This window comes from Mycobacterium sp. NGS61, assembly GCF_059812325.1.
Genome location: NZ_JCALCL010000007.1, coordinates 191,951 through 215,881, shown reverse-complemented (window position 1 = coordinate 215,881; position 23,931 = coordinate 191,951). Strand labels below are relative to the sequence as shown.

At 63.9% G+C, this 23,931-nt stretch carries 18 protein-coding genes and 3 rRNA genes; 14 read left to right on the top strand and 7 right to left on the bottom strand.

Annotated elements, in window-relative coordinates:
• The first annotated feature begins 3 nt into the window (after nucleotides 1-3).
• The 6 genes from AC5Y3Z_RS16770 (at nucleotide 4) to AC5Y3Z_RS16745 (ending at nucleotide 6,358) form a co-directional block, all read left to right on the top strand.
• On the top strand, nucleotides 4-1,344 hold the full coding sequence (locus AC5Y3Z_RS16770; protein WP_463826616.1) for a F0F1 ATP synthase subunit B/delta: 1,341 nt from the start codon (nucleotides 4-6) through the stop codon (nucleotides 1,342-1,344).
• Between the two features lie 63 nt (nucleotides 1,345-1,407).
• On the top strand, nucleotides 1,408-3,093 hold the full coding sequence (gene atpA, locus AC5Y3Z_RS16765; protein WP_463826615.1) for a F0F1 ATP synthase subunit alpha: 1,686 nt from the start codon (nucleotides 1,408-1,410) through the stop codon (nucleotides 3,091-3,093).
• Between the two features lie 6 nt (nucleotides 3,094-3,099).
• A complete protein-coding gene (locus AC5Y3Z_RS16760; protein WP_463826614.1) occupies nucleotides 3,100-4,026 on the top strand; it encodes a F0F1 ATP synthase subunit gamma in 927 nt (308 codons plus the stop codon).
• A 26-nt stretch (nucleotides 4,027-4,052) separates the two neighbouring features.
• On the top strand, nucleotides 4,053-5,507 hold the full coding sequence (atpD, locus tag AC5Y3Z_RS16755; protein WP_463826613.1) for a F0F1 ATP synthase subunit beta: 1,455 nt from the start codon (nucleotides 4,053-4,055) through the stop codon (nucleotides 5,505-5,507).
• A 33-nt stretch (nucleotides 5,508-5,540) separates the two neighbouring features.
• Nucleotides 5,541-5,906, top strand: coding sequence for a F0F1 ATP synthase subunit epsilon (locus AC5Y3Z_RS16750; RefSeq protein WP_463826612.1), 366 nt, complete (start codon nucleotides 5,541-5,543; stop codon nucleotides 5,904-5,906).
• 8 nt (nucleotides 5,907-5,914) lie between these two features.
• The gene (locus AC5Y3Z_RS16745) at nucleotides 5,915-6,358 is read left to right on the top strand and encodes a DUF2550 domain-containing protein (protein ID WP_463826611.1); all 444 of its coding nucleotides are present in this window, start codon (nucleotides 5,915-5,917) and stop codon (nucleotides 6,356-6,358) included.
• Nucleotides 6,359-6,373: 15 nt separating this feature from the next.
• On the opposite strand, the gene AC5Y3Z_RS16740 is transcribed toward AC5Y3Z_RS16745, so the two are convergent.
• Nucleotides 6,374-6,961, bottom strand: a complete 588-nt coding sequence (locus AC5Y3Z_RS16740; RefSeq protein ID WP_463826610.1) for a cob(I)yrinic acid a,c-diamide adenosyltransferase — start codon at nucleotides 6,959-6,961, stop codon at nucleotides 6,374-6,376.
• 71 nt (nucleotides 6,962-7,032) lie between these two features.
• Here AC5Y3Z_RS16740 and murA point away from each other — a divergent pair, with 71 nt between their 5' ends.
• From murA to rrf, 4 genes are all read left to right on the top strand, one after another.
• A complete protein-coding gene (gene murA / locus AC5Y3Z_RS16735) occupies nucleotides 7,033-8,286 on the top strand; it encodes a UDP-N-acetylglucosamine 1-carboxyvinyltransferase (RefSeq protein ID WP_463826609.1) in 1,254 nt (417 codons plus the stop codon).
• A gap of 303 nt (nucleotides 8,287-8,589) precedes the next feature.
• Nucleotides 8,590-10,119: ribosomal RNA gene (locus AC5Y3Z_RS16730) — 16S ribosomal RNA — on the top strand.
• A gap of 278 nt (nucleotides 10,120-10,397) precedes the next feature.
• Nucleotides 10,398-13,507: ribosomal RNA gene (locus AC5Y3Z_RS16725) — 23S ribosomal RNA — on the top strand.
• A gap of 95 nt (nucleotides 13,508-13,602) precedes the next feature.
• Nucleotides 13,603-13,716, top strand: a 5S ribosomal RNA gene (gene rrf / locus AC5Y3Z_RS16720).
• Together the 16S, 23S and 5S rRNA genes form the textbook arrangement of a ribosomal RNA operon.
• Before the next feature lie 152 nt (nucleotides 13,717-13,868).
• Here rrf and AC5Y3Z_RS16715 read toward each other — a convergent pair.
• From AC5Y3Z_RS16715 to AC5Y3Z_RS16700, 4 genes are all read right to left on the bottom strand, one after another.
• Complete coding sequence (locus tag AC5Y3Z_RS16715) at nucleotides 13,869-14,366, bottom strand: methylated-DNA--[protein]-cysteine S-methyltransferase (RefSeq protein ID WP_463826608.1); 498 nt, start codon at nucleotides 14,364-14,366, stop codon at nucleotides 13,869-13,871.
• Nucleotides 14,363-15,889 (bottom strand): AlkA N-terminal domain-containing protein, encoded by a 1,527-nt coding sequence (locus AC5Y3Z_RS16710; RefSeq protein ID WP_463826607.1) that lies wholly within the window; start codon nucleotides 15,887-15,889, stop codon nucleotides 14,363-14,365. The genes AC5Y3Z_RS16715 and AC5Y3Z_RS16710 overlap by 4 nt, the downstream gene beginning before the upstream one ends.
• A 64-nt stretch (nucleotides 15,890-15,953) precedes the next feature.
• Entirely contained in the window at nucleotides 15,954-16,169 is a 216-nt protein-coding gene (locus AC5Y3Z_RS16705) for a hypothetical protein (RefSeq protein ID WP_463826606.1), read from the bottom strand.
• A 109-nt stretch (nucleotides 16,170-16,278) separates the two neighbouring features.
• Nucleotides 16,279-17,919 (bottom strand): adenylate/guanylate cyclase domain-containing protein, encoded by a 1,641-nt coding sequence (locus AC5Y3Z_RS16700; RefSeq protein WP_463826605.1) that lies wholly within the window; start codon nucleotides 17,917-17,919, stop codon nucleotides 16,279-16,281.
• A gap of 73 nt (nucleotides 17,920-17,992) precedes the next feature.
• On the opposite strand from AC5Y3Z_RS16700, the gene nucS reads away from it, so the two are divergent.
• Both nucS and AC5Y3Z_RS16690 read left to right on the top strand, forming a co-directional pair.
• Nucleotides 17,993-18,655 carry an endonuclease NucS gene (nucS, locus tag AC5Y3Z_RS16695; RefSeq protein ID WP_463826604.1) on the top strand — a complete coding sequence of 221 codons (663 nt, stop codon included), beginning with the start codon at nucleotides 17,993-17,995 and terminating at the stop codon, nucleotides 18,653-18,655.
• A complete protein-coding gene (locus AC5Y3Z_RS16690) occupies nucleotides 18,655-18,936 on the top strand; it encodes an Rv1322 family protein (RefSeq protein ID WP_463826603.1) in 282 nt (93 codons plus the stop codon). Before nucS ends, AC5Y3Z_RS16690 begins: the two co-directional genes overlap by 1 nt.
• Here AC5Y3Z_RS16690 and mce read toward each other — a convergent pair.
• On the bottom strand, nucleotides 18,933-19,391 hold the full coding sequence (mce, locus tag AC5Y3Z_RS16685; protein WP_463826602.1) for a methylmalonyl-CoA epimerase: 459 nt from the start codon (nucleotides 19,389-19,391) through the stop codon (nucleotides 18,933-18,935). The genes AC5Y3Z_RS16690 and mce overlap by 4 nt on opposite strands.
• Before the next feature lie 82 nt (nucleotides 19,392-19,473).
• On the opposite strand from mce, the gene AC5Y3Z_RS16680 reads away from it, so the two are divergent.
• Both AC5Y3Z_RS16680 and AC5Y3Z_RS16675 read left to right on the top strand, forming a co-directional pair.
• Nucleotides 19,474-20,655, top strand: a complete 1,182-nt coding sequence (locus tag AC5Y3Z_RS16680; RefSeq protein WP_463826601.1) for an acetyl-CoA C-acetyltransferase — start codon at nucleotides 19,474-19,476, stop codon at nucleotides 20,653-20,655.
• Nucleotides 20,656-20,786: 131 nt separating this feature from the next.
• A complete protein-coding gene (locus AC5Y3Z_RS16675; protein ID WP_463826600.1) occupies nucleotides 20,787-21,713 on the top strand; it encodes a tetratricopeptide repeat protein in 927 nt (308 codons plus the stop codon).
• 12 nt (nucleotides 21,714-21,725) lie between these two features.
• Here the strand turns inward: AC5Y3Z_RS16675 and glgB are convergent, their stop codons facing one another.
• Nucleotides 21,726-23,927, bottom strand: coding sequence for a 1,4-alpha-glucan branching protein GlgB (glgB, locus tag AC5Y3Z_RS16670; RefSeq protein ID WP_463826599.1), 2,202 nt, complete (start codon nucleotides 23,925-23,927; stop codon nucleotides 21,726-21,728).
• Nucleotides 23,928-23,931 lie beyond the last annotated feature (4 nt).

Sequence of the window (23,931 nt, the reverse complement as noted above, 5' to 3'; positions counted from 1 at the left end):
CCTATGGAGACATTTATCGGTCAGCTGGTCGGATTCGCGGTCATCGTGCTGCTGGTCTGGCGGTACGTCGTGCCCCCGGTGCGCCGGATGATGACCGCTCGACAAGAGATGGTGCGTCAGCAACTCGCGGACGCCAAAGAGGCGGCCGAGCGGGTCGAGCGGTCCGAACGGGCGCACAGCAGGGCCGTGGAATCCGCCAAGGACGAGTCCGAACGTCTCATCGAAGAGGCCAAGGCCGACTCCGCGCGCATCGCCGAACAGTTGCAGGCGCAGGCCGAGTCCGACGCCGAGCGCGTCAGAGCGCAGGGCACGCGTCAGATCGGGGTGCTGCGGGCGCAGCTGATCCGGCAGCTCCGTTTCGAACTCGGCCACGAATCGGTGCGCCAGGCCGGGGAACTGGTGCGCACGTTCGTCGCCGACAAGGAACAACAGTCGGCCACCGTCGACCGCTTCCTCGACGAACTCGACGACATGGCTCCTGAGCCGGCCGACGTCGAGTCCCCGGTGGCGGCCAAGATGCGGTCGGCGAGCCGGTTGGCACTGAAAAACTCGGTGGAGAAGTTCGACTCGCTGGCTGAGGACCTCGACACGGAGGGTCTGACGACGCTGGCCGACGAGCTCGTCTCGGTCGCCAAGGTGCTCGACAGCGAAGTCGTCGTCACCCGGTATCTGACTGTGCCATCGGAAGATTCGACGCCGCGGGTCAAGCTGGTCGAGCGCCTGTTCGACGGCAAGGTGGGCGATCCCACGCTGGAACTGCTGCGCACCGCGGTGTCGGAACGGTGGTCGGCCAACGGCGATCTCGTCGACGCGATCCAGCATGTATCCCGGCAGGCGTTGCTGGCCGTCGCCGAAAACGACGACAACATCGACGAAGTCGAAGACCAGCTGTTCCGGTTCTCCCGGATCCTGGACACCCAACCCCGGCTGGCCATCACGCTCGGTGATCAGCGCACGCCGGTCGAAGGCCGGGTCGACCTGCTGCGCAAGGTGCTTGACGGCGCCAGCGGCAGCGTCAACCCCGTCACCATCGCGCTGCTCTCGCACACCATCGAGTTGCTGAGGGGCAAGCCGGCCGACGAGGCGGTGCTGTTCCTGGCCGAGGTGGCAGTGGCGCGCCGCGGCGAATTGGTTGCGAAAGTCAGTGCCGCGGCCGAGCTCACCGACGCCCAGCACGAACGCCTGGTCGAGATACTCGGCCGCATCTACGGACATCCGGTGGCCGCACAGGTCCAGACCGATTCCGGGTTGCTCGGCGGACTGTTGATCACCGTCGGCGACGAGGTGATCGACGGCACGCTCAAGTCTCGTCTGGCAGCCGCCGAAGCTCAGCTCCCCGACTGACCGCCAAGCCTGACCGAAACCACGAACTAGCCAGCAGAACCCGAACGAGGAAGACGAAAAGCTATGGCCGACTTGACAATCTCCGCTGATGACATTCAGAGCGCAATCGAGGAGTACGTAAGTTCCTTTACGTCCGACACGTCCCGGGAGGAAGTCGGCACCGTGGTCGACGCCGGCGACGGTATCGCCCACGTCGAGGGATTGCCGTCCACGATGACCCAGGAACTCCTCGAGTTCGAGGGTGGCGTCCTCGGCGTCGCGCTGAACCTCGACGAGCACGAGATCGGTGCGGTGGTGCTGGGTGACTTCGACCGGATCCAAGAGGGCCAGCAGGTAAAGCGCACCGGTGAGGTGCTGTCGGTTCCGGTCGGCGACGCTTTCCTGGGTCGCGTCGTCAACCCCCTCGGACATCCCATCGACGGCGGCGGCGAGATCGAGACCGACGATCGGCGTGCCCTCGAGCTGCAGGCGCCTTCGGTGGTGCAGCGGCAGGGGGTGAAGGAACCGCTGCAGACCGGCATCAAGGCCATCGACGCGATGACCCCCATCGGTCGCGGACAGCGTCAGCTCATCATCGGCGACCGCAAGACCGGCAAGACCGCGGTGTGCGTCGACACGATTCTCAACCAGCGCAAGAACTGGGAGACCGACGACGACAAGCAGCAGGTTCGCTGCGTGTACGTGGCGATCGGGCAGAAGGGCACCACCATCGCCGCGGTGCACAAGGCCCTCGAAGAGGGTGGGGCGATGGATTACACCACCATCGTCGCGGCCCCGGCCTCCGAATCCGCCGGCTTCAAATGGCTTGCCCCGTACACGGGTTCGGCGATCGCGCAGCACTGGATGTACGCCGGCAAACACGTGCTGATCGTGTTCGACGACCTGACCAAGCACGCCGACGCCTACCGTGCCATCTCGCTGCTGCTGCGTCGTCCGCCCGGCCGCGAGGCGTTCCCGGGTGACGTGTTTTACCTGCACTCCCGGCTGCTCGAACGCTGCGCGAAGCTCTCCGACGATCTCGGTGGGGGTTCGCTGACCGCGCTGCCGGTCATCGAGACCAAGGCCAACGACATCTCGGCCTACATTCCCACCAACGTCATCTCGATCACCGACGGTCAGTGCTTCCTGGAGTCCGACCTGTTCAACCAGGGTGTGCGCCCGGCCATCAACGTCGGATCCTCGGTGTCCCGCGTCGGTGGCGCGGCGCAGATCAAGGCCATGAAAGAGGTGGCCGGGTCGTTGCGTCTGGATCTGTCGCAGTACCGCGAGCTGGAATCCTTCGCGGCCTTCGCCTCAGACCTCGACGACACCTCGAAGAAGCAGCTGGCCCGTGGCGAGCGCCTGGTGGAGTTGCTCAAGCAACCGCAGTACGAGCCGATGCCCGTTGAGCAGCAGGTGGTTTCGATCTTCCTGGGCACCGGCGGTCAACTCGACTCCGTGCCGGTAGAGGACGTGAAGCGTTTCGAGGCCGAGTTGCTGGACCACATGCGGGCTTCGGAGGAGTCGTTCCTCGAGACCATCCGTTCGAGCGGGAAGTTCGGGGACGACGAAGAAGAGAAGCTCACCAGCATCATCAACAAGTTCAAGAAGGGTTTCGCGGCCAGCAGCGGCGAGTCGGTGGTGCCCGACGAGCACGTCGAGGCCATGGACGAGGACGACGTCGAGAAGGAGTCGGTGAAGGTCCGGAAGGAAAAGCCGAAGGATGAGAAGAAGGACTCCAAGAAGAGCGCCAAGAAGAACGAGAAGTAGCTAGCCATGGCTGCCACTCTTCGTGAACTACGTGGCCGGATCCGCTCGGCCGGGTCGATCAAGAAGATCACCAAGGCCCAGGAACTGATCGCCACGTCGCGCATCGGCAAGGCGCAGACCCGGCTGCAGGCCGCACGGCCCTATGCGTTCCAGATCACCACGACGCTGCTCACGCTGTCCGCCGAAGCCGCGCTGGACCACCCGCTGTTGGTCGAGCGGGAGAACCCGAAGCGGGCCGGCGTGTTGGTGTTGTCGTCGGACCGCGGACTGTGCGGCGCCTACAACTCCAGCATCTTCCGTCGCTCCGAGGAACTGTTCTCGCTGCTCCGGGAAGAAGGTAAGGAGCCGATCCTGTACACGGTCGGCCGGAAAGCGCAGAACTACTACTCGTTCCGCAACTGGGACATCAAGGCTTCCTGGACGGGCTTCTCCGAGCAGCCGCAGTACGAGAATGCCGCCGAGATCGGCGACACGCTGGTGGACGCCTTCATGAAAGGCGCCGGTGACGACGACGATTCCGACATCGACAGTGACGTGCAAGGCGTCGACGAATTGCACATCGTCTATTCGGAATTCAAGTCGATGATGTCGCAACAGGCTGCGGCACACCGGATTGCGCCGTTGGTGGTGGAATACGTCGAAGATGACGACGACGAACCGCACACGCTGTACACCTTCGAGCCCGACGCCACGACGCTGTTCGACGCGCTGCTGCCGCGGTACCTGACCACTCGGGTGTACGCGGCGCTGCTGGAATCGGCGGCCTCCGAGCTCGCTTCGCGACAACGTGCGATGAAGTCGGCCACCGACAATGCCGACGACCTGATCAAGGACCTGACGCTGCAGGCGAACCGCGAGCGGCAGGCCCAGATCACCCAAGAGATCAGCGAAATCGTCGGTGGCGCAAACGCGCTCGCCGACGCCGCCAAGTAAGCCCCCACGAGGAAGCGATAGAAGTTATGACCGCAACAGACGAAAAGAACGACACCAAGTCGGGCGGCTCCGACACCAACGGACGCGTGGTCCGGATCACCGGTCCTGTGGTCGACGTCGAATTCCCGCGCGGTTCGGTCCCGGAGCTCTTCAACGCGCTGCACGCCGACATCGAGTACGAGGCGATGAAGAAGACGCTCACCCTCGAGGTGGCCCAGCACCTGGGGGACAACCTGGTGCGCACCATTTCGATGCAACCCACCGACGGCCTGGTGCGCGGCGTCGACGTCACCGACACCGGCAAGTCGATCTCGGTGCCGGTCGGTGAGGAAGTCAAGGGTCACGTCTTCAACGCCCTCGGCGTCTGCCTGGACGAGGAGGGGTACGGAGAAGACTTCGACCACTGGTCGATTCACCGCAAGCCACCGTCCTTCGAGGACCTCGAACCGCGCACCGAGATGCTCGAGACCGGCCTGAAAGTGGTCGACCTGCTCACCCCGTACGTGCGCGGCGGCAAGATCGCACTGTTCGGCGGTGCCGGCGTGGGCAAGACGGTTCTGATCCAGGAGATGATCAACCGTATTGCCCGAAACTTCGGTGGCACTTCGGTTTTCGCCGGGGTGGGGGAGCGGACCCGCGAGGGTAACGACCTGTGGGTCGAGCTCCAGGAAGCCGACGTCCTCAAGGACACCGCGCTGGTGTTCGGTCAGATGGACGAGCCGCCCGGCACCCGTATGCGGGTGGCGCTGTCCGCTCTCACCATGGCCGAGTGGTTCCGTGACGAGGCCGGTCAGGACGTGCTGCTGTTCATCGACAACATCTTCCGGTTCACCCAGGCCGGTTCGGAGGTGTCCACGCTGCTCGGTCGGATGCCGTCCGCGGTGGGATACCAGCCCACCCTGGCTGACGAAATGGGCGAGCTGCAGGAGCGCATCACCTCGACCCGAGGCAAGTCCATCACGTCCATGCAGGCGGTGTACGTGCCCGCCGACGACTACACCGACCCGGCGCCGGCGACCACCTTCGCCCACCTGGACGCCACCACGGAGTTGTCGCGTTCGGTCTTCTCCAAGGGCATCTTCCCGGCGGTGGACCCGCTGGCCTCCAGCTCGACCATCCTGGACCCCAGCGTGGTGGGCGACGAGCACTACCGCGTGGCCCAAGAAGTGATTCGAATCCTGCAGCGTTACAAGGACCTTCAGGACATCATCGCCATCCTCGGTGTCGACGAGCTCTCCGAGGAAGACAAGCAGCTGGTCAACCGGGCCCGGCGTATCGAGCGGTTCCTCTCGCAGAACATGATGGCTGCCGAGCAGTTCACCGGACAGCCGGGTTCGACGGTGCCGGTGAAGGAGACCATCGAGGCCTTCGACAAGCTGACCAAGGGCGATTTCGACCACGTGCCCGAGCAGGCCTTCTTCCTGATCGGCGGACTCGAGGACCTGGCCAAGAAGGCCGAGAAGTTCGACGTCAAGCTGTGATCGTGCAACGGCCAACTCGAAAGGTGGTGTGACATGGCGGATCTGAACGTTCAGATCGTCGCTGTCGACCGAGAGATCTGGTCGGGCGAGGCGACGTTCCTGTTCACCCGCACCACCGTCGGCGAGATCGGCATCCTGCCGCACCACATTCCGTTGGTGGCGCAACTGGTCGACGACGCCATGGTCCGGGTGGAACGGGAAGGCGAAGACGACCTGCGGATTGCGGTGGACGGTGGCTTCCTGACCGTGACCGAGGACGGCGTCAGCGTCCTGGCCGAATCGGCGGAGTTCGAGAAAGACATCGACGAGAGCGCCGCCAGACAGGATTCGGAATCAGACGATCCCCAAACGGCCGCCAGGGGGCGCGCCAGATTGCGCGCCATCGGCGCGATCGACTGACCCACACGATGAGCGCGCCCATGGTCGGCATGGTCGTGCTCGTCGTCCTGCTGGGGACGGCCGTCCTGGCTTTGAGTTTCCGGCTGTGGAAACTGCGTCAGGGCGGCACCGCGGCCATCATGCGGGACATCCCGGCAGCGGGCGGGCACGGTTGGCGCCACGGGGTGATCCGTTACCGCGGTGGCGAAGCCGCGTTCTACCGGTTGTCCAGTTTGCGGCTGTGGCCGGACCGTCGGTTGAGCAGACGCGGTGTGGAAGTGGTTGCCCGACGAGCCCCACGCGGCGACGAATTCGACATCATGTCCGACGAGATCGTGGTGCTGGAGCTGCGCGATACTACCCAGGAGCGTCGGCTGGGTTACGAAATCGCCTTGGACAGAGGTGCTTTGACGGCATTTCAGTCGTGGCTGGAGTCCCGGCCGTCGCCGCGTGCGCGTCGCCGCGACGCCTGACCCTGGCCGGCGCCGTTACTGCTGTTCGCCACCCTGGCCGCCGCCCGGACGCCATAGGACGTCGCCGCCCGGGTTGGCCACCCGCGACAGGATGAACAGCAGATCCGAGAGCCGGTTCAGGTACTTCGCCGGTAGGACGCTGACATCGTCGGGATGAGCATTCACCGCTGCCCACGCCGACCGCTCGGCGCGCCGGGCGACCGTCCGGGCGACGTGCAGTAACGCCGACAGCGGTGAACCGCCCGGCAGCACAAAGGAATTCAGGGCCGGCAGGCCCTCGTTGTAGCTGTCGCACCAACTTTCGAGCCGGTCGATGTAGGCCTGGGTGATGCGCAGCGGCGGATACTTCGGGTTGTCCACCACCGGAGTCGACAGGTCGGCGCCGGCGTCGAACAGGTCGTTCTGGATCTGCCGCAGCACATCGCCCAGCTGCTGGTCGGGCGCACCCACCGCCACCGCGACACCGATCGCGGCGTTGGCTTCGTCACAGTCGGCGTAGGCGACCAGCCGCGCATCGGTCTTGGCGACCCGTGAGAAATCGCTCAATCCCGTCGTGCCGTCGTCGCCGGTGCGGGTATATATGCGGGTCAGATGGACTGCCATGGGCCAAACCGTACCGGGCTGGCCGGGTCGGCCGACTGACAAGGGGCATACCCCTTCACTAGACTGACCCGGTGGCGGAGCGATTCGTGGTGACCGGCGGCAACCGGTTGTCGGGTGAAGTCGCCGTCGGAGGCGCCAAGAACAGCGTGCTCAAGCTGATGGCCGCCGCCCTGCTGGCCGAAGGCACCAGCACCATCACCAACTGCCCGGACATCCTGGACGTGCCGCTGATGGCCGAAGTGTTACGGGGCCTGGGTGCCACCGTCGAACTCGACGGCGACGTCGCGCGGATCACCTCACCGGACGAACCGAAGTACGACGCGGACTTCGCGGCGGTCCGTCAGTTCCGGGCCTCGGTCTGCGTGCTGGGACCGCTGGTGGGCCGGTGCAAAAAGGCCAGAGTCGCGCTGCCGGGCGGAGACGCGATCGGGTCGCGCCCCCTGGACATGCACCAGGCGGGCCTGCGCCAACTCGGCGCGCAGTGCAACATCGAGCACGGATGTGTTGTCGCACAAGCAGATACGCTGCGGGGCGCGGAGATTCAGCTCGAATTTCCCTCGGTCGGGGCGACCGAGAACATCCTGATGGCCGCTGTGGTGGCCGAAGGCGTCACCACCATCCACAACGCGGCACGCGAACCCGACGTGGTGGACCTGTGCACGATGTTGAACCAGATGGGCGCGCAAGTCGAAGGCGCCGGTTCGCCGACCATGACCATCACCGGGGTGCCCCGGCTGCATCCGACCGAGCACCGAGTCATCGGTGACCGGATCGTGGCGGCCACCTGGGGGATCGCCGCCGCGATGACCCGCGGCGACATCACGGTGACGGGAATAGATCCGTCCCATCTGCAGTTGGTGCTGCACAAGTTGCATGATGCGGGCGCGACGGTCACCCAGACCGACAGCAGTTTCCGTATCGCGCAGTACGAGAGGCCGAAGGCGGTCAACGTCGCGACGTTGCCCTTTCCCGGCTTCCCGACCGACCTGCAGCCGATGGCGATCGCGCTGGCCTCGATCGCCGACGGCACCTCGATGATCACGGAGAACGTCTTCGAGGCGCGGTTCCGGTTCGTCGAAGAGATGATCCGACTCGGGGCGGACGCCCGCACCGACGGGCACCACGCCGTGGTGCGCGGGCTGCCCCAACTGTCCAGTGCTCCGGTGTGGTGCTCGGACATCCGGGCCGGCGCGGGCCTGGTGCTGGCCGGCCTTGTGGCAGACGGGGATACCGAGGTCCACGACGTGTTTCACATCGATCGCGGCTACCCGTTATTCGTCGAGAACCTGGCGATTTTGGGAGCAGAGATCGAGCGGGTACAGTAGCCAACGTTCACGCCCAACGGCGAGATCACCTCCCAAAAGATGATCGAAACCAGGGCTTGACTCTCCAGCCGGATGTGTATTAAGCTGGCAGGGTTGCCCCGAATCGGGCAGAACATGCAGTAAAAAGTGTTGTTTGAGAACTCAATAGTGTGTTTGGTGTTTTTGTTTGTTGTTGTTTTTTGACTACATTCCGCACCCCCCGTGTGTGGGTGTAGTCGTTTTTTCAGATGCCAGTTCATGGTGTCTTTTTGTTAGGTCAGATTTTCTCTGATTGTGAATTCACCTCGGTTTCCGAGGAGTTTTTGTTTGGAGAGTTTGATCCTGGCTCAGGACGAACGCTGGCGGCGTGCTTAACACATGCAAGTCGAACGGAAAGGCCCTTCGGGGTACTCGAGTGGCGAACGGGTGAGTAACACGTGGGTGATCTGCCCTGCACATCGGGATAAGCCTGGGAAACTGGGTCTAATACCGGATAGGACCACGGGATGCATGTCCTGTGGTGGAAAGCTTTTGCGGTGTGGGATGGGCCCGCGGCCTATCAGCTTGTTGGTGGGGTGACGGCCTACCAAGGCGACGACGGGTAGCCGGCCTGAGAGGGTGTCCGGCCACACTGGGACTGAGATACGGCCCAGACTCCTACGGGAGGCAGCAGTGGGGAATATTGCACAATGGGCGCAAGCCTGATGCAGCGACGCCGCGTGGGGGATGACGGCCTTCGGGTTGTAAACCTCTTTCACCATCGACGAAGGTTCGGGTTTTCCCGGATTGACGGTAGGTGGAGAAGAAGCACCGGCCAACTACGTGCCAGCAGCCGCGGTAATACGTAGGGTGCGAGCGTTGTCCGGAATTACTGGGCGTAAAGAGCTCGTAGGTGGTTTGTCGCGTTGTTCGTGAAATCTCACGGCTTAACTGTGAGCGTGCGAGCGATACGGGCAGACTTGAGTACTGCAGGGGAGACTGGAATTCCTGGTGTAGCGGTGGAATGCGCAGATATCAGGAGGAACACCGGTGGCGAAGGCGGGTCTCTGGGCAGTAACTGACGCTGAGGAGCGAAAGCGTGGGGAGCGAACAGGATTAGATACCCTGGTAGTCCACGCCGTAAACGGTGGGTACTAGGTGTGGGTTTCCTTCCTTGGGATCCGTGCCGTAGCTAACGCATTAAGTACCCCGCCTGGGGAGTACGGCCGCAAGGCTAAAACTCAAAGGAATTGACGGGGGCCCGCACAAGCGGCGGAGCATGTGGATTAATTCGATGCAACGCGAAGAACCTTACCTGGGTTTGACATGCACAGGACGCCGGCAGAGATGTCGGTTCCCTTGTGGCCTGTGTGCAGGTGGTGCATGGCTGTCGTCAGCTCGTGTCGTGAGATGTTGGGTTAAGTCCCGCAACGAGCGCAACCCTTGTCTCATGTTGCCAGCGGGTAATGCCGGGGACTCGTGAGAGACTGCCGGGGTCAACTCGGAGGAAGGTGGGGATGACGTCAAGTCATCATGCCCCTTATGTCCAGGGCTTCACACATGCTACAATGGCCGGTACAAAGGGCTGCGATGCCGCGAGGTTAAGCGAATCCTTTTAAAGCCGGTCTCAGTTCGGATCGGGGTCTGCAACTCGACCCCGTGAAGTCGGAGTCGCTAGTAATCGCAGATCAGCAACGCTGCGGTGAATACGTTCCCGGGCCTTGTACACACCGCCCGTCACGTCATGAAAGTCGGTAACACCCGAAGCCAGTGGCCTAACCCTTTGGGAGGGAGCTGTCGAAGGTGGGATCGGCGATTGGGACGAAGTCGTAACAAGGTAGCCGTACCGGAAGGTGCGGCTGGATCACCTCCTTTCTAAGGAGCACCACGAAAAGCACTCCAATTGGTGGGGTGCGAGCCGTGAGGGGTTCTCGTCTGTAGTGGACGGGACTCGGGTGCACAACAACAAGCAAGCCAGACACACTATTGGGTCCTGAGGCAACACTCGGGGTATCACCCGGCTGTTGTCCCACCATCTTGGTGGTGGGGTGTGGTGTTTGAGAATTGGATAGTGGTTGCGAGCATCAAACGAAGACGTCGCCGTTCACGGTGGCGTGTTCTTTTGTGCAATTTTATTCTTGGTTTTGTAGTGTTTGTAAGTGTCTAAGGGCGCATGGTGGATGCCTTGGCATCGAGAGCCGATGAAGGACGTGGGAGGCTGCGATATGCCTCGGGGAGCTGTCAACCGAGCTTTGATCCGAGGATTTCCGAATGGGGAAACCCAGCACGAGTGATGTCGTGTTACCCGTACCTGAATATATAGGGTACGGGGGGGAACGCGGGGAAGTGAAACATCTCAGTACCCGTAGGAAAAGAAAACAATTGTGATTCCGCTAGTAGTGGCGAGCGAACGCGGAAAATGGCTAAACCGTATGCATGTGATACCGGGTAGGGGTTGTGTGTGCGGGGTTGTGGGAATGATCTTCTTGGTTCTACCTGACCAGGAGGCAGTCAGAAAGTGTCGTAGTTAGCGGAAGTGGCCTGGGATGGTCTGCCATAGACGGTGAGAGCCCGGTACGCGAAAACTTGGCACCTGCCTTGATCAATCTCCCGAGTAGCAGCGAGCCCGTGGAATTTGCTGTGAATCTGCCGGGACCACCCGGTAAGCCTAAATACTTCTCGATGACCGATAGCGGATTAGTACCGTGAGGGAATGGTGAAAAGTACCCCGGGAGGGGAGTGAAAGAGTACCTGAAACCGTGCGCCTACAATCCGTCAGAGCCTCCTTGTGGGGTGATGGCGTGCCTTTTGAAGAATGAGCCTGCGAGTCAGGGACATGTCGCAAGGTTAACCCGTGTGGGGTAGCCGCAGCGAAAGCGAGTCTGAATAGGGCGCATCCCCGTAAGGGGTGTAGTGGCATGTTCTGGACCCGAAGCGGAGTGATCTACCCATGGCCAGGGTGAAGCGCGGGTAAGACCGCGTGGAGGCCCGAACCCACTTAGGTTGAAGACTGAGGGGATGAGCTGTGGGTAGGGGTGAAAGGCCAATCAAACTCCGTGATAGCTGGTTCTCCCCGAAATGCATTTAGGTGCAGCGTTGCGTGGTTCACCACGGAGGTAGAGCTACTGGATGGCCGATGGGCCCTACTAGGTTACTGACGTCAGCCAAACTCCGAATGCCGTGGTGTCAAGCGTGGCAGTGAGACGGCGGGGGATAAGCTCCGTACGTCGAAAGGGAAACAGCCCAGATCGCCGGCTAAGGCCCCAAAGCGTGTGCTAAGTGGAAAAGGATGTGCAGTCGCAGAGACAACCAGGAGGTTGGCTTAGAAGCAGCCACCCTTGAAAGAGTGCGTAATAGCTCACTGGTCAAGTGATTGTGCGCCGATAATGTAGCGGGGCTCAAGCACACCGCCGAAGCCGCGGCACATCTACTTTTGTAGGTGTGGGTAGGGGAGCGTCCCTCATTCAGCGAAGCCATCTGGTAACGGGTGGTGGAGGGTGGGGGAGTGAGAATGCAGGCATGAGTAGCGAATAGGCAAGTGAGAACCTTGCCCGCCGAAAGACCAAGGGTTCCTGGGCCAGGCCAGTCCGCCCAGGGTGAGTCGGGACCTAAGGCGAGGCCGACAGGCGTAGTCGATGGACAACGGGTTGATATTCCCGTACCCGTGTGTGCGCGCCCGTGATGAATCAATTGTGCTAACCACCCAAATGGTCGCTGATCAATCCCTTCGGGGTGCGACGGTGACCGGCTGCGTGGGACCCCGGTTGGTAGTAGTCAAGCGAAGGGGTGACGCAGGAAGGTAGCCGTACCAGTCAGTGGTAATACTGGGGCAAGCCCGTAGGGAGAGCGATAGGCAAATCCGTCGCTCATTAATCCTGAGAGGTGACGCATAGCCGATTGAGGCGAATTCGGTGATCCTCTGCTGCCAAGAAAAGCCTCTAGCGAGTTCACACACGGCCCGTACCCCAAACCAACACAGGTGGTCAGGTAGAGAATACCAAGGCGTACGAGATAACTATGGTTAAGGAACTCGGCAAAATACCCCCGTAACTTCGGGAGAAGGGGGACCGGCATGCCGTGAACACCCTTGCGGTGGGAGCGGAAACCGGTCGCAGAAACCAGTGAGAAGCGACTGTTTACTAAAAACACAGGTCCGTGCGAAGTCGCAAGACGATGTATACGGACTGACGCCTGCCCGGTGCTGGAAGGTTAAGAGGACCCGTTAACTCGTAAGGGTGAAGCGGAGAATTTAAGCCCCAGTAAACGGCGGTGGTAACTATAACCATCCTAAGGTAGCGAAATTCCTTGTCGGGTAAGTTCCGACCTGCACGAATGGCGTAACGACTTCTCAACTGTCTCAACCATAGACTCGGCGAAATTGCACTACGAGTAAAGATGCTCGTTACGCGCGGCAGGACGAAAAGACCCCGGGACCTTCACTATAGCTTGGTATTGTTGTTCGGTACGGTTTGTGTAGGATAGGTGGGAGACTGTGAAACTCTAACGCTAGTTAGGGCGGAGTCGTTGTTGAAATACCACTCTGATCGTATTGGACACCTAACGTCGAACCGTATATCCGGTTCACGGACAGTGCCTGGTGGGTAGTTTAACTGGGGCGGTTGCCTCCTAAAATGTAACGGAGGCGCCCAAAGGTTCCCTCAACCTGGACGGCAATCAGGTGTTGAGTGTAAATGCACAAGGGAGCTTGACTGCGAGACTTACAAGTCAAGCAGGGACGAAAGTCGGGATTAGTGATCCGGCACCTCTGAGTGGAAGGGGTGTCGCTCAACGGATAAAAGGTACCCCGGGGATAACAGGCTGATCTTCCCCAAGAGTCCATATCGACGGGATGGTTTGGCACCTCGATGTCGGCTCGTCGCATCCTGGGGCTGGAGCAGGTCCCAAGGGTTGGGCTGTTCGCCCATTAAAGCGGCACGCGAGCTGGGTTTAGAACGTCGTGAGACAGTTCGGTCTCTATCCGCCGCGCGCGTCAGAAACTTGAGGAAACCTGTCCCTAGTACGAGAGGACCGGGACGGACGAACCTCTAGTGCACCAGTTGTTCCACCAGGAGCACTGCTGGATAGCTACGTTCGGACAGGATAACCGCTGAAAGCATCTAAGCGGGAAACCTTCTCCAAGATCAGGTTTCTCACCCTCTAGGAGGGATAAGGCCCCCAGCAGACCACTGGATTGATAGGCCAGACCTGGAAGCTCAGTAATGAGTGCAGGGAACTGGCACTAACCGGCCGAAAACTTACCAACACAACCAATCGCAACCACTATCTGTTCCCCGGCTTGATTGCCGTGGACACCACACCCCCCATCAACACAACTTGCACGTGCGAATTAAATAGAGTTACGGCGGCCACAGCGACAGGGAAACGCCCGGTCCCATCCCGAACCCGGAAGCTAAGCCTGTCAGCGCCGATGATACTGCCCTTTTCGGGTGGAAAAGTAGGACACCGCCGAACATACACAAAAACACCCCCATTCATTTGGGGGTGTTTTTGTATTTCCGGAAATGGTTCACCATGGATATCTGGGAGCGTATCGCCAGCGCGCGGAATGGCCGTAGAGTTCGCCGTGCGGTTGAGACTTTCGGCCGCCCGGTTCCCGGGGCGGCTCAGTCGAACAGTGTCGGCTCGGCCGGCACCCGCCGGCGCTCCAATTCGAGCAGCGTCTGCTTGCGGTCGAGTCCACCGCCGTACCCGGTCAACTTCCCGCCGGCTCCGATGACCCGATGGCACGGCACGATGACGGCGATCGGATTGTGGCCGTTGGCCAGCCCGACCGCACGCGCGGCGCCGGGAGCGCCGATCTGCCGAGCGATTTCCCCATAGGACCGGGTTTCGCCGTAGGGAATCGTGGTCAATGCCGTCCAGACCCGGCGCTGGAATTCGGTGCCGCACAATTCCATCTCGACATCGAAATCGCTGAGGTCGCCGGTGAAATAGGCATCCAACTGTTTGACCGCGTCATCGAACGCGCTGTCGTCCAGATGCCAATCGGCGCGACTGGGCTCATACGTCTGGTCCACCATGCGCAGATTGGTCAGCACCCCGTCCCGGCCGGCCAGCGTCAGCGGGCCGATCGGGCTCTCGATAGTGCGATAGACGATCATGCGATTTCCTTTGACGAATTCTGGGACGACGAATTCCGGGGCGGCGAGTCCTGAAGCGGCCACACATTGACCGGATGTTCGAGCGTGGTCCACAGATGCTGGGTGGCATAGGAGCGCCACGGCCGCCAGCGTGCGCTGTGGGCCACCAGGGCCCGCTCCTGCTCGGGCAGTCCCAGTGTTCTGGCTGCCGTCCGCAAGCCGAGGTCGCTGGCCGGAAAGGCGTCGGGATCACCCAGGCCGCGCATGGCGATCACCTCCGCAGTCCACGGACCGATACCGGGCAGATCGAGCAGTCGTCGTCGCGCGCGGGCCCAGTCGCAGCCGGGGTCGAGGATGACACGGCCCGCGGCCAACGCGTCGATCAGTCCGGTCACCGTCCGGCGCCGCGTTTGCGGCACGGCCAGATGGACTGGGTCGATGTCGGCGAGTTGCTCGACGGACGGGAAGGTGTGGGTCAACCCGCCGGCGGGATCCTGCACCGGGTCGCCGTAGGCCGCCACCAACCGTGCGGCGTGGGTGCGGGCGGCTTTGGTCGATACCTGCTGCCCGAGCACCGTCCGAATTGCCAGTTCGGACTCGTCGACCGTGCGCGGGATGCGTTGTCCCGGCGCCTTGGCAACCGCTGCGGCCAACTCCGGGTCGCTGCTCAGCGCTTCGACCACCGCTTCGGGATCGGCGTCGAGGTCCAGCAGCCGTCGGCACCTGGCAGTGGCGCTGGCCAGGTCGCGAAAGTCATCCAGCACCAGCAGGCAGCGGACGTGGTCGGGGGCAGGTGTCAAGGTCACCACACCGTTGCCGTGGGCGAGTCGCAACGTCCGACGCAGCGAGCCGGCGCGGACCTCCTCGCACCCCGGCACCGCGGTGGCCGCCAGGTGGCCGAACACGCCCTCGTAGGCGAACGGGGTGCGGGCCGGAAGGCGCAATGTGAGCGTTCCGGCGGTGGGGAGCGCTGGACGACGCCCCGCCGCCCGGGCGCGCAGCGCCGTCGGCGTGCTGTCGCACGTCAGTCGCACCGTGTCGTTGAACTGCCGGATGCTGGAAAATCCGGCGGCAAACGCGACGTCGCCGAAGGGCAGGTTCGTGGTCTCGATCAGCACCCGGGCGGCCTGCATCCGTTGGGCGCGGGCCAGGGCGAGCGGGCCGGCGCCCACCTCAGCCTGCAGCAACCGCTCCAGCTGCCGGGTGGTGTAACCGAGGCGGATGGCCAGTCCGGTGACGCCTTCGCGGTCCACCGTGCCGTCGGCGATGAGTCGCATCGCCCGCGCCACGACGTCGCCGCGCACGTTCCACTCCGGCGAACCCGGGGAAGCGTCCGGACGACACCGCTTACAGGCTCGGAAGCCTTCGCGCTGGGCGGCCGCCGCCGTCGGGAGGAACCGCACGTTGCGGGCCAGTGGCGGCGGCACCGGGCAGCTGGGCCGGCAGTAGATCCGGGTGGTCAGCACCGCGATGACGAACCAGCCGTCGAACCGGGCGTCCTTGGCCTGGACCGCCCGATAGCAGCGTTCGAAATCGTCGTGCACCCTTCAACAGTTACACCGTCGGGCCGACATGACTGGCGGAAAAACGACATCAGGGTGCAGCGGATCAGTCCCCGCCGCCGCACCCGCCCCCGCAACCGCTGTCGCCGCTGCAACCGTCGCCGCCACCGCCGCAACCTCCGTCGCCGTCGTTGCGCCGGGAGCGGCGCCCGGCGTCCCAGTCGTCGCTGCGTGGATCTCGCAGGGCGCTGATCGCGGCCCTCGCGCCCAGCAGAACGAGGGATGCCAGCACCCCGCAGATTATCCAGCCGGCGCTGTCCATGGGCACAGGCTACTCGCGTCAGCAAACACTGCAAGGGCGTATACCTGGCGCTTGCGCCCACTACCGCAACCGTCGGCGCCGCAACTGCCTGCGCCGTACAGCGGCAGCACTACTTCTTTTGTTCAGCCTGCTTTGCGGGTTCAGCCGGCTCAGCGGGCGAGGCCAGCCGGGTGCGGTGATCGTGGCCACGCAGTTTGACGTGTCTGCCCAGCGTCCACCGCGCCTGCTCTTCCTCGCTGGCGTCTTCCACCGTCTGCGCCGACGCCAGCAACCGTCCCGGTTTGGATTTCGCCAACTCGCACAGCCGTGCGGCCTCGTTGACCGGCTCGCCGATCACCGTGTACTCGAAGCGCTCCTTGGCGCCGACATTGCCGGCGACCACCTGCCCGGCCGCCACGCCGATACCCGCTTTGCATTCGGGCATTTCCTTGGCCAGCCGGTCGGCGATCGACCGGGCCGCGGCCAGCGCCGAGTCCTCGGGGGAATCGAGATGATTCGGGGCTCCGAAGATCGCCAGCGAGGCGTCGCCCTCGAATTTGTTGACCAGGCCGCAGTGTGCGTCGACCTCCTCGACGACGATCGTGAAGAACCCGTTCAGCATCTGCACGACCTCAGCGGGCGGGCGTTTGCTCACCAACTGCGTCGAGCCGACGATGTCGATGAAGACGACGGCGACGTGGCGTTCCTCGCCGCCGAGCTTGGGTTTTTCGCGTTCGGCGGCCAACGCCACTTCACGCCCGACGTGGCGACCGAACAGATCGCGCACCCGCTCGCGCTCGCGCAGCCCGTCGACCATCGTGTTGAATCCCCGCTGCAGCTCACCGAGCTCGGTGCCGTCGAACACAACCAGGTCGCCGCGCAGGTCGCCCTGCTCGACGCGCCTGAGCGCTGATCGCACCACCCGCACCGGGGTGGCCGTCAGCCACGCCAGGATCCACATCAACGTGAAACCGAAGATCAGCGTGACCGTCGAGATGATCAGCACTCCGACCGCGAACTGGGTCTGAGTCAGGTTGCGCAGCACCATCTCGAAGACCGCCATCAGGCCGATGCCGACGACGGGCACACCCGAACCGAGCAGCCACACCAGGATGGTGCGTCCCATGATGCCCGAGGACAGTCGCCGGGGCGGGGGTCCGGCCTCGAGTGCTTTTGCGGCAACCGGCCGCAGGGCGAACTCGGTGAGCAGATAGCTGCTGGTGGTCACCAACAGCCCGCAAAAGCCAACCGCCACCAGGAATCTCGGGACGAACATGGTGTTGGCGATCCCGTAGAGGATGGTCAGCAGTGCGGTGCCGATGCCCCACAAGATCAGATGGCCGACCGCGACACGCCACGGGGCCATGAAGGTGTTGCGTTCATCCTTCTCGGTGGGTGCGCGGTCCTCGATCGCCCAGCGCAACGACTCCACGGTGCCGCGGGTGATCCCGTAAGTGCCTACCGCCAGTGCGACGACGATGTAGCTCGGGTTGACGATGAACGTGAGCCAGATCGGTGCGTCGTCGAAAATGCTCGGCACCGGCACGGCGACGGTCACCAGCAACACGGCGACGGCGATGCCGATCAGATTCGCCCCCAGAATGAGGACGGTCATGATCACCTGGATGCGGACCCGTCGGCGGTGCGGGTCTTCTGCGACACGTCCGAGCAGCCAGGAGCCGTACGCGGGGGTATCCGGTCGTCCGCTCTGCCGGGTCAGCTTCTCCAGCAAGCGGCCCAACCGCTGGGCAAAGGTCGGCTTGGACGGCATCGTGGCGCCAGCCTAGTTTGTCGAGACGTTGCAGGCTCGCTCGGGTTTCGCGGGCAGGCTCTAAGGTGGTCGGGTGCGTCTCGTCATCGCCCAGTGCACCGTGGACTACATCGGCCGGCTCACCGCACACCTGCCGTCCGCGCGACGGCTGCTGTTGTTCAAGGCCGACGGCTCGGTCAGCGTGCACGCCGACGATCGTGCCTACAAGCCGCTCAACTGGATGAGCCCGCCGTGCTGGCTGAGCGAGGAGCCGGGGCCGGTGTGGGTGGTGACGAACAAGTCCGGTGAGCAGTTGCGCATTACCGTCGAGGCGATCGAACACGACTCCAGCCACGAGCTGGGCATCGATCCGGGACTGGTCAAGGACGGCGTCGAAGCTCACCTGCAGGCGCTGCTCGCTGAGCACGTCCAGCTACTCGGCGAGGGCTATACGTTGGTGCGTCGCGAGTACATGACCGCGATCGGCCCGGTGGACCTGCTGTGCCGGGACGAGAAGGGCGGCTCGGTCGCGGTGGAGATCAAGCGCCGCGGCGAGATCGACGGTGTGGAGCAGCTCACCCGTTATCTGGAACTGCTGAACCGCGACAGCGTGCTGGCTCCCGTGCAGGGGGTGTTCGCCGCCCAGCAGATCAAGCCGCAGGCCCGCACCCTGGCCATTGATCGTGGGATCCGTTGTCTGACATTGGATTACGACAAGATGCGGGGTATGGACAGCGACGAGTATCGGCTGTTCTGATGACGCGGCGCCGCAAACCGCCACTTAGGGCGCCGTCGCTGGCGCCGCGCCGGCTGGAGACCGGGCCGGACGGCTACGAGTACGAGGTGCGCCCGATCGCCGCGGCGCGGGCCGTCAAGACCTATCGCTGTCCCGGATGTGATCACGAAATACGTTCCGGCACAGCACATGTGGTGGTGTGGCCAGCTGACTCACCAGCTGCGGTGGAAGACCGGAGGCATTGGCACACGCCGTGCTGGACCAATCGGGCCAACCGCGGGCCGACCCGCAAGTGGTCCTAGCGCTCGGCCGGCTCCACCAACTCGATCAACACCCCACCGGCGTCCTTGGGGTGGATGAAGTTGATCCGGGAGTTTGCGGTGCCGCGCCGGGGCGCGTCGTAGACCAGGCGCACGCCCTGGGCCCGCAGCTGCTCGCACATCGCGTCGAGGTCCCTGATCCGGCAGGCCAGCTGCTGGATGCCGGGGCCGCGCTTGTCGATGAACTTCGCGATCACCGAGGTCTCGTCGAGCGGGGCCATCAGCTGGATCTGTGCGCTGGTGCCGGGCACGGCCAGCATCGCCTCACGAATGCCCTGGTCGTCGTTGATTTCCTCGTGCACCAGGATCATGCCCAGGTGGTCGTTGTACCACTCGATGGCGGCGTCGAGGTCGGCGACTGCGATGCCGACGTGATCGAGGCCGGTAACCAGTGAGGTAGCCAGACTCTGACGGGCGTCAACTTGATCGGTCGTCATCTCCTAAAGGTAACCTCATAGAGACAAAACCACACTTCCGGGTTGGCGCGGCCAGCCCTTCGGTGTGCGCTGAGGAGGATTCATGACGACGTCGGTGATCGTTGCTGGAGCGCGGACACCTATCGGCAAGTTGATGGGGTCGCTGAAGGATTTCAGCGGCAGCGATCTGGGTGCCATCGCGATCAAAGGTGCCCTGGAGAAGGCGAACGTGCCGGCTTCCGCGGTCCAGTACGTGATCATGGGCCAGGTCTTGACCGCCGGGGCCGGGCAGATGCCCGCGCGGCAGGCTGCGGTGGCCGCCGGTATCGGCTGGGACGTGCCGTCGCTGACGATCAACAAGATGTGTTTGTCCGGGATCGACGCGATCGCCCTGGCCGACCAGCTCATTCGTGCCGGTGAGTTCGATGTCGTGGTCGCCGGTGGTCAGGAGTCCATGACCAGGGCGCCGCACCTGCTGATGGACAGCCGATCGGGCTACAAGTACGGCGACGTCACGGTGCGCGACCACATGGCCTACGACGGGCTGCACGACGTGTTCACCGATCAGCCGATGGGTGCGCTGACCGAGCAGCGCAACGACGTCGACAAGTTCACCCGTCAGCAGCAGGACGAATACGCGGCGCAGTCCCACCAGAAAGCGGCCGCGGCCTGGAAGGACGGTGTGTTCGCCGAGGAGGTCGTACCGGTGGAAATCCCGCAGCGCAAGGGTGATCCGCTGCAGTTCGCCGAGGATGAGGGCATCCGCGCGAACACCACCGCCGACTCGCTCGCCGGCCTCAAACCGGCGTTCCGCAAGGACGGCACGATCACCGCGGGATCCGCGTCGCAGATCTCCGACGGCGCGGCCGCGGTCGTGGTGATGAACAAGGCAAAAGCCCAGGAACTCGGGTTGTCCTGGCTGGTCGAGATCGGTGCGCACGGCGTGGTCGCCGGACCGGACTCGACCCTGCAGTCCCAGCCCGCCAACGCCATCAAGAAGGCGCTGGACCGCGAGGGTATCTCGGTCGAGGATCTCGACGTCGTGGAAATCAACGAGGCCTTCGCCGCGGTGGCCCTGGCCTCCACACAGGAGCTGGGGATCGACCCGGAGAAGGTCAACGTCAACGGCGGTGCGATCGCCGTCGGACACCCGATCGGGATGTCCGGGGCACGCATCACGCTGCACGTGGCGCTGGAGCTGGCCCGCCGCGGATCGGGCTACGGGGTGGCAGCACTGTGTGGTGCCGGCGGCCAGGGCGACGCGCTGATCCTGCGGGCCGGCTAGCGCGCCGACGAGTTTGCTGGCGGACCACCGATCCGACACCTTTACAGTTTCTGTGAGATTTGTCATATGAGCTCCCGAAAGCCCCGGAGGGCGCCGTCGGTGGTGCGAAGCGGCGTGACAGACTTGACGGCGTGACACGTCCACGGCCCTCGATCGGGCCAGCGTTGGCCGGTGCGGTCGACCTGTCCGGTCTCAAGCAACGCGCGCAACAGAAGGCGGCGACCCCCTCCGCCGCTCCGCAGTCCGGCGACCGAAGCGACCCCGGTGACGTAGCGGTCATTCAGGTCACCGAGGCCAACTTTGAAGACGAGGTGATCAACCGGTCCGACGAAGTCCCCGTCGTGGTGCTGCTGTGGTCACCGCGCAGCGAGGTCTGCGTCGAGTTGCTCGAGACGCTGGCGGGTCTGGCCGCCGCGGACAACGGCAAGTGGGCGCTGGCTGCGGCCAACGTCGACGCCGCGCCCGGGATGGCCCGGGTGTTCGGGGTGCAAGCGGTCCCGACGGTGGTGGCTCTGGCCGCGGCGCAACCGATTTCGAGTTTCCAGGGTCCGCAGCCGGCGGATCAGTTGCGCAGCTGGATCGACAAGCTGCTGGACGCGACCGCGGGTAAGTTGCGGGGGCCGGGAACTGTGGGAGAGCCGGCGCAGGTCGACCCGGCGCTGGCCCAGGCCCGCGCGGAATTGGAAGCCGGCGATTTCGCCGCGGCCAAAGCGTCCTACCAGGCGATCCTGGACGCCAACCCGGGCAGCGTCGAAGCCAAGGGCGCCATCCGCCAGATCGACTTCCTCACCCGCGCCACCGCGCAGCGACCGGACGCCGTCCTGGTTGCCGACGCCGTGCCCGAGGACATCGACGCCGCGTTCGCCGCGGCCGACGTGCAGATCCTGAACCAGGACGTCGCCGGGGCGTTCCAGCGACTGACCGCCCTGGTGCGGCGTACCTCCGGAGACGAGCGCGGTAAGGTGCGCACGCGGCTGATCGAGTTGTTCGAGCTGTTCGACCCGGCCGACCCCGAGGTCGTGGCCGGGCGGCGCAACCTCGCCAACGCGCTGTACTGAGACCTGCGCCGGTTACTCGGGTTCCAGCCACAACGCCGACATCGGCGGCAGCACCATCACCGCCGACGCGGGGCGTCCGTGCCAGGGGTCCTCGGTGGCATCCACGCCACCGAGATTGCCGATCCCCGAGCCGTTGTAGACCGTCGCATCGGTGTTGAGCACCTCGCGCCAGCGGCCGGCGGCGGGCAGGCCCATCCGGTAGTTGGCGTGCTCGGCACCGGCGAAGTTGAACACACACGCCAGCACCGAACCGTCGCTGCCGTAACGCAGGAAACTCAACACGTTGTTGGCCGAGTCATTGGCATCGATCCAGGAGTAGCCCTCCGGGGTGGTGTCCTGACTCCACAGCGCCGGGTGGCTGGTGTAGATGCCGTTCAGGTCGCGCACCAATCGCAGTGTCCCGTTGGAGAATCCCTGCTCGTCGAGCTGCCACCAGTCCAGGCCGCGTTCCTCGGACCACTCGGCACGTTGCCCGAACTCCTGACCCATGAACAGCAGTTGCTTGCCCGGGTGGGCCCACTGGTAGGCGAGCAGGCTGCGCAACCCGGCCGCTTTGGCGTGGTTGTCGCCCGGCATCCGGCCCCACAGCGTGCCCTTGCCGTGCACCACCTCGTCGTGACTCAGTGGCAGCACGTAGTTCTCGCTGAAGGCATACAACAGCGAGAACGTCATCTCGTGGTGGTGATAGTTGCGATAGATGGGATCACGGCTGAGGTAGTCGAGCGTGTCGTGCATCCAGCCCATATTCCACTTCATCGAAAAGCCAAGGCCACCAAGGTTCGTCGGGCGGGTGACACCCGGCCACGACGTCGACTCCTCGGCAATGGTGACGATGCCCGGCGCGGCCTTGTGTGCGGTGGCGTTCATCTCCTGCAGGAACTGCACCGCCTCCAGATTCTCCCGCCCGCCGTAGATGTTCGGCGTCCAACCGTCGGCCGGACGCGAATAATCCAGGTAGAGCATCGAAGCCACCGCATCCACCCGCAGCCCGTCGATGTGGAACTGGTCGAGCCAGTACAACGCGTTGGCCACCAGGAAGTTTCGTACCTCTGGTCGGCCGAAGTCGAAAACGTAGGTGCCCCAATCCAGTTGCTCGCCGCGCTTGGGGTCGGAGTGCTCGTAGAGTGGCGTTCCGTCGAACCGGCCCAGCGCCCACGAGTCCTTGGGGAAGTGGGCCGGCACCCAGTCCACGATGACGCCGATACCCGCTCGGTGCAGGGCGTCCACCACCGCTCGGAACTCGTCGGGTGTGCCGAACCGGGAGGACGGCGCATAGTACGAGGTGACCTGGTACCCCCACGACCCGCCGAACGGATGCTCGGCCACGGGCAACAGCTCCACGTGGGTGAAACCCTGTTCGACAACGTATTCGGTCAGCTCATGGGCGAGCTGCCGATAGGTCAGGCCGGGCCGCCACGAGCCCAGATGCACTTCCAGGGTGCTCATCGGCTCGAACACCGGGTTGCGTTGCGCGCGGCGGGCGATCCACTCGTCGTCGGTCCAGGTGTACTGGCTCACCGTCACTCGCGACGCGGTCTGCGGCGGCACCTCGGTGCCGAAGGCGAACGGGTCGGCGCGGTCGGACACCACTCCGTCGGCGCCGTGCACGCGGAACTTGTAGAGGCCGTCGACGGGAAAGTCCGGCCAGAACAATTCCCATACGCCCGAGGAGCCCAGCGTGCGCATCGGGGCGTCGTTGCCCGTCCATCCGTTGAACTCACCAATCAGACTGACTCCGTTGGCATTCGGCGCCCACACTGCGAAGGACACCCCGTCGACCACCCCGTCGGGCGTGGTGAAAGATCGGGGATGAGCGCCGAGCACTTCCCAGAGCCGTTCGTGGCGGCCCTCGGCGAACAGGTGCAGGTCCACTTCGCCGAGGGTGGGCAGGAACCGGTAGGCGTCGGCAACAACATGTGGGGCGGCGCCTCGAGGATCTCCGTAGGTCACTTCCAACCGGTAGTCGACCAGGTCGACGAAGGGCAGCACGACCGCGAACAATCCGGAACCGATGTGCTGCAACGGGAATCGCTGGTCGCCGACCAACGCGACCACGCTGGTCGCGTGCGGGCGGAAGGTCCGGACCACCGTGTGATCGCCGTATTCGTGGGCGCCCAGGACACTGTGCGGATTGTGATGCACGCCTGCCGTCAACCGGTCCAACTCGGCGGGGTCGGGCGCCAGGTGTGCCGTGGCGAGATCAGTTCGATTCATTTCC

Excerpts from the sequence above, each read along its gene's own strand:
- AC5Y3Z_RS16770 (WP_463826616.1), top strand. The coding sequence starts at position 4 with ATGGAGACATTTATCGGTCAGCTGGTCGGATTCGCGGTCATCGTGCTG.
- atpA (WP_463826615.1), top strand. The coding sequence starts at position 1,408 with ATGGCCGACTTGACAATCTCCGCTGATGACATTCAGAGCGCAATCGAG.
- AC5Y3Z_RS16760 (WP_463826614.1), top strand. The coding sequence starts at position 3,100 with ATGGCTGCCACTCTTCGTGAACTACGTGGCCGGATCCGCTCGGCCGGG.
- atpD (WP_463826613.1), top strand. The coding sequence starts at position 4,053 with ATGACCGCAACAGACGAAAAGAACGACACCAAGTCGGGCGGCTCCGAC.
- AC5Y3Z_RS16750 (WP_463826612.1), top strand. The coding sequence starts at position 5,541 with ATGGCGGATCTGAACGTTCAGATCGTCGCTGTCGACCGAGAGATCTGG.
- AC5Y3Z_RS16745 (WP_463826611.1), top strand. The coding sequence starts at position 5,915 with ATGAGCGCGCCCATGGTCGGCATGGTCGTGCTCGTCGTCCTGCTGGGG.
- AC5Y3Z_RS16740 (WP_463826610.1), bottom strand. The coding sequence starts at position 6,961 with ATGGCAGTCCATCTGACCCGCATATATACCCGCACCGGCGACGACGGC.
- AC5Y3Z_RS16715 (WP_463826608.1), bottom strand. The coding sequence starts at position 14,366 with ATGATCGTCTATCGCACTATCGAGAGCCCGATCGGCCCGCTGACGCTG.
- AC5Y3Z_RS16705 (WP_463826606.1), bottom strand. The coding sequence starts at position 16,169 with ATGGACAGCGCCGGCTGGATAATCTGCGGGGTGCTGGCATCCCTCGTT.
- AC5Y3Z_RS16700 (WP_463826605.1), bottom strand. The coding sequence starts at position 17,919 with ATGCCGTCCAAGCCGACCTTTGCCCAGCGGTTGGGCCGCTTGCTGGAG.
- AC5Y3Z_RS16690 (WP_463826603.1), top strand. The coding sequence starts at position 18,655 with ATGACGCGGCGCCGCAAACCGCCACTTAGGGCGCCGTCGCTGGCGCCG.
- mce (WP_463826602.1), bottom strand. The coding sequence starts at position 19,391 with ATGACGACCGATCAAGTTGACGCCCGTCAGAGTCTGGCTACCTCACTG.
- AC5Y3Z_RS16680 (WP_463826601.1), top strand. The coding sequence starts at position 19,474 with ATGACGACGTCGGTGATCGTTGCTGGAGCGCGGACACCTATCGGCAAG.
- glgB (WP_463826599.1), bottom strand. The coding sequence starts at position 23,927 with ATGAATCGAACTGATCTCGCCACGGCACACCTGGCGCCCGACCCCGCC.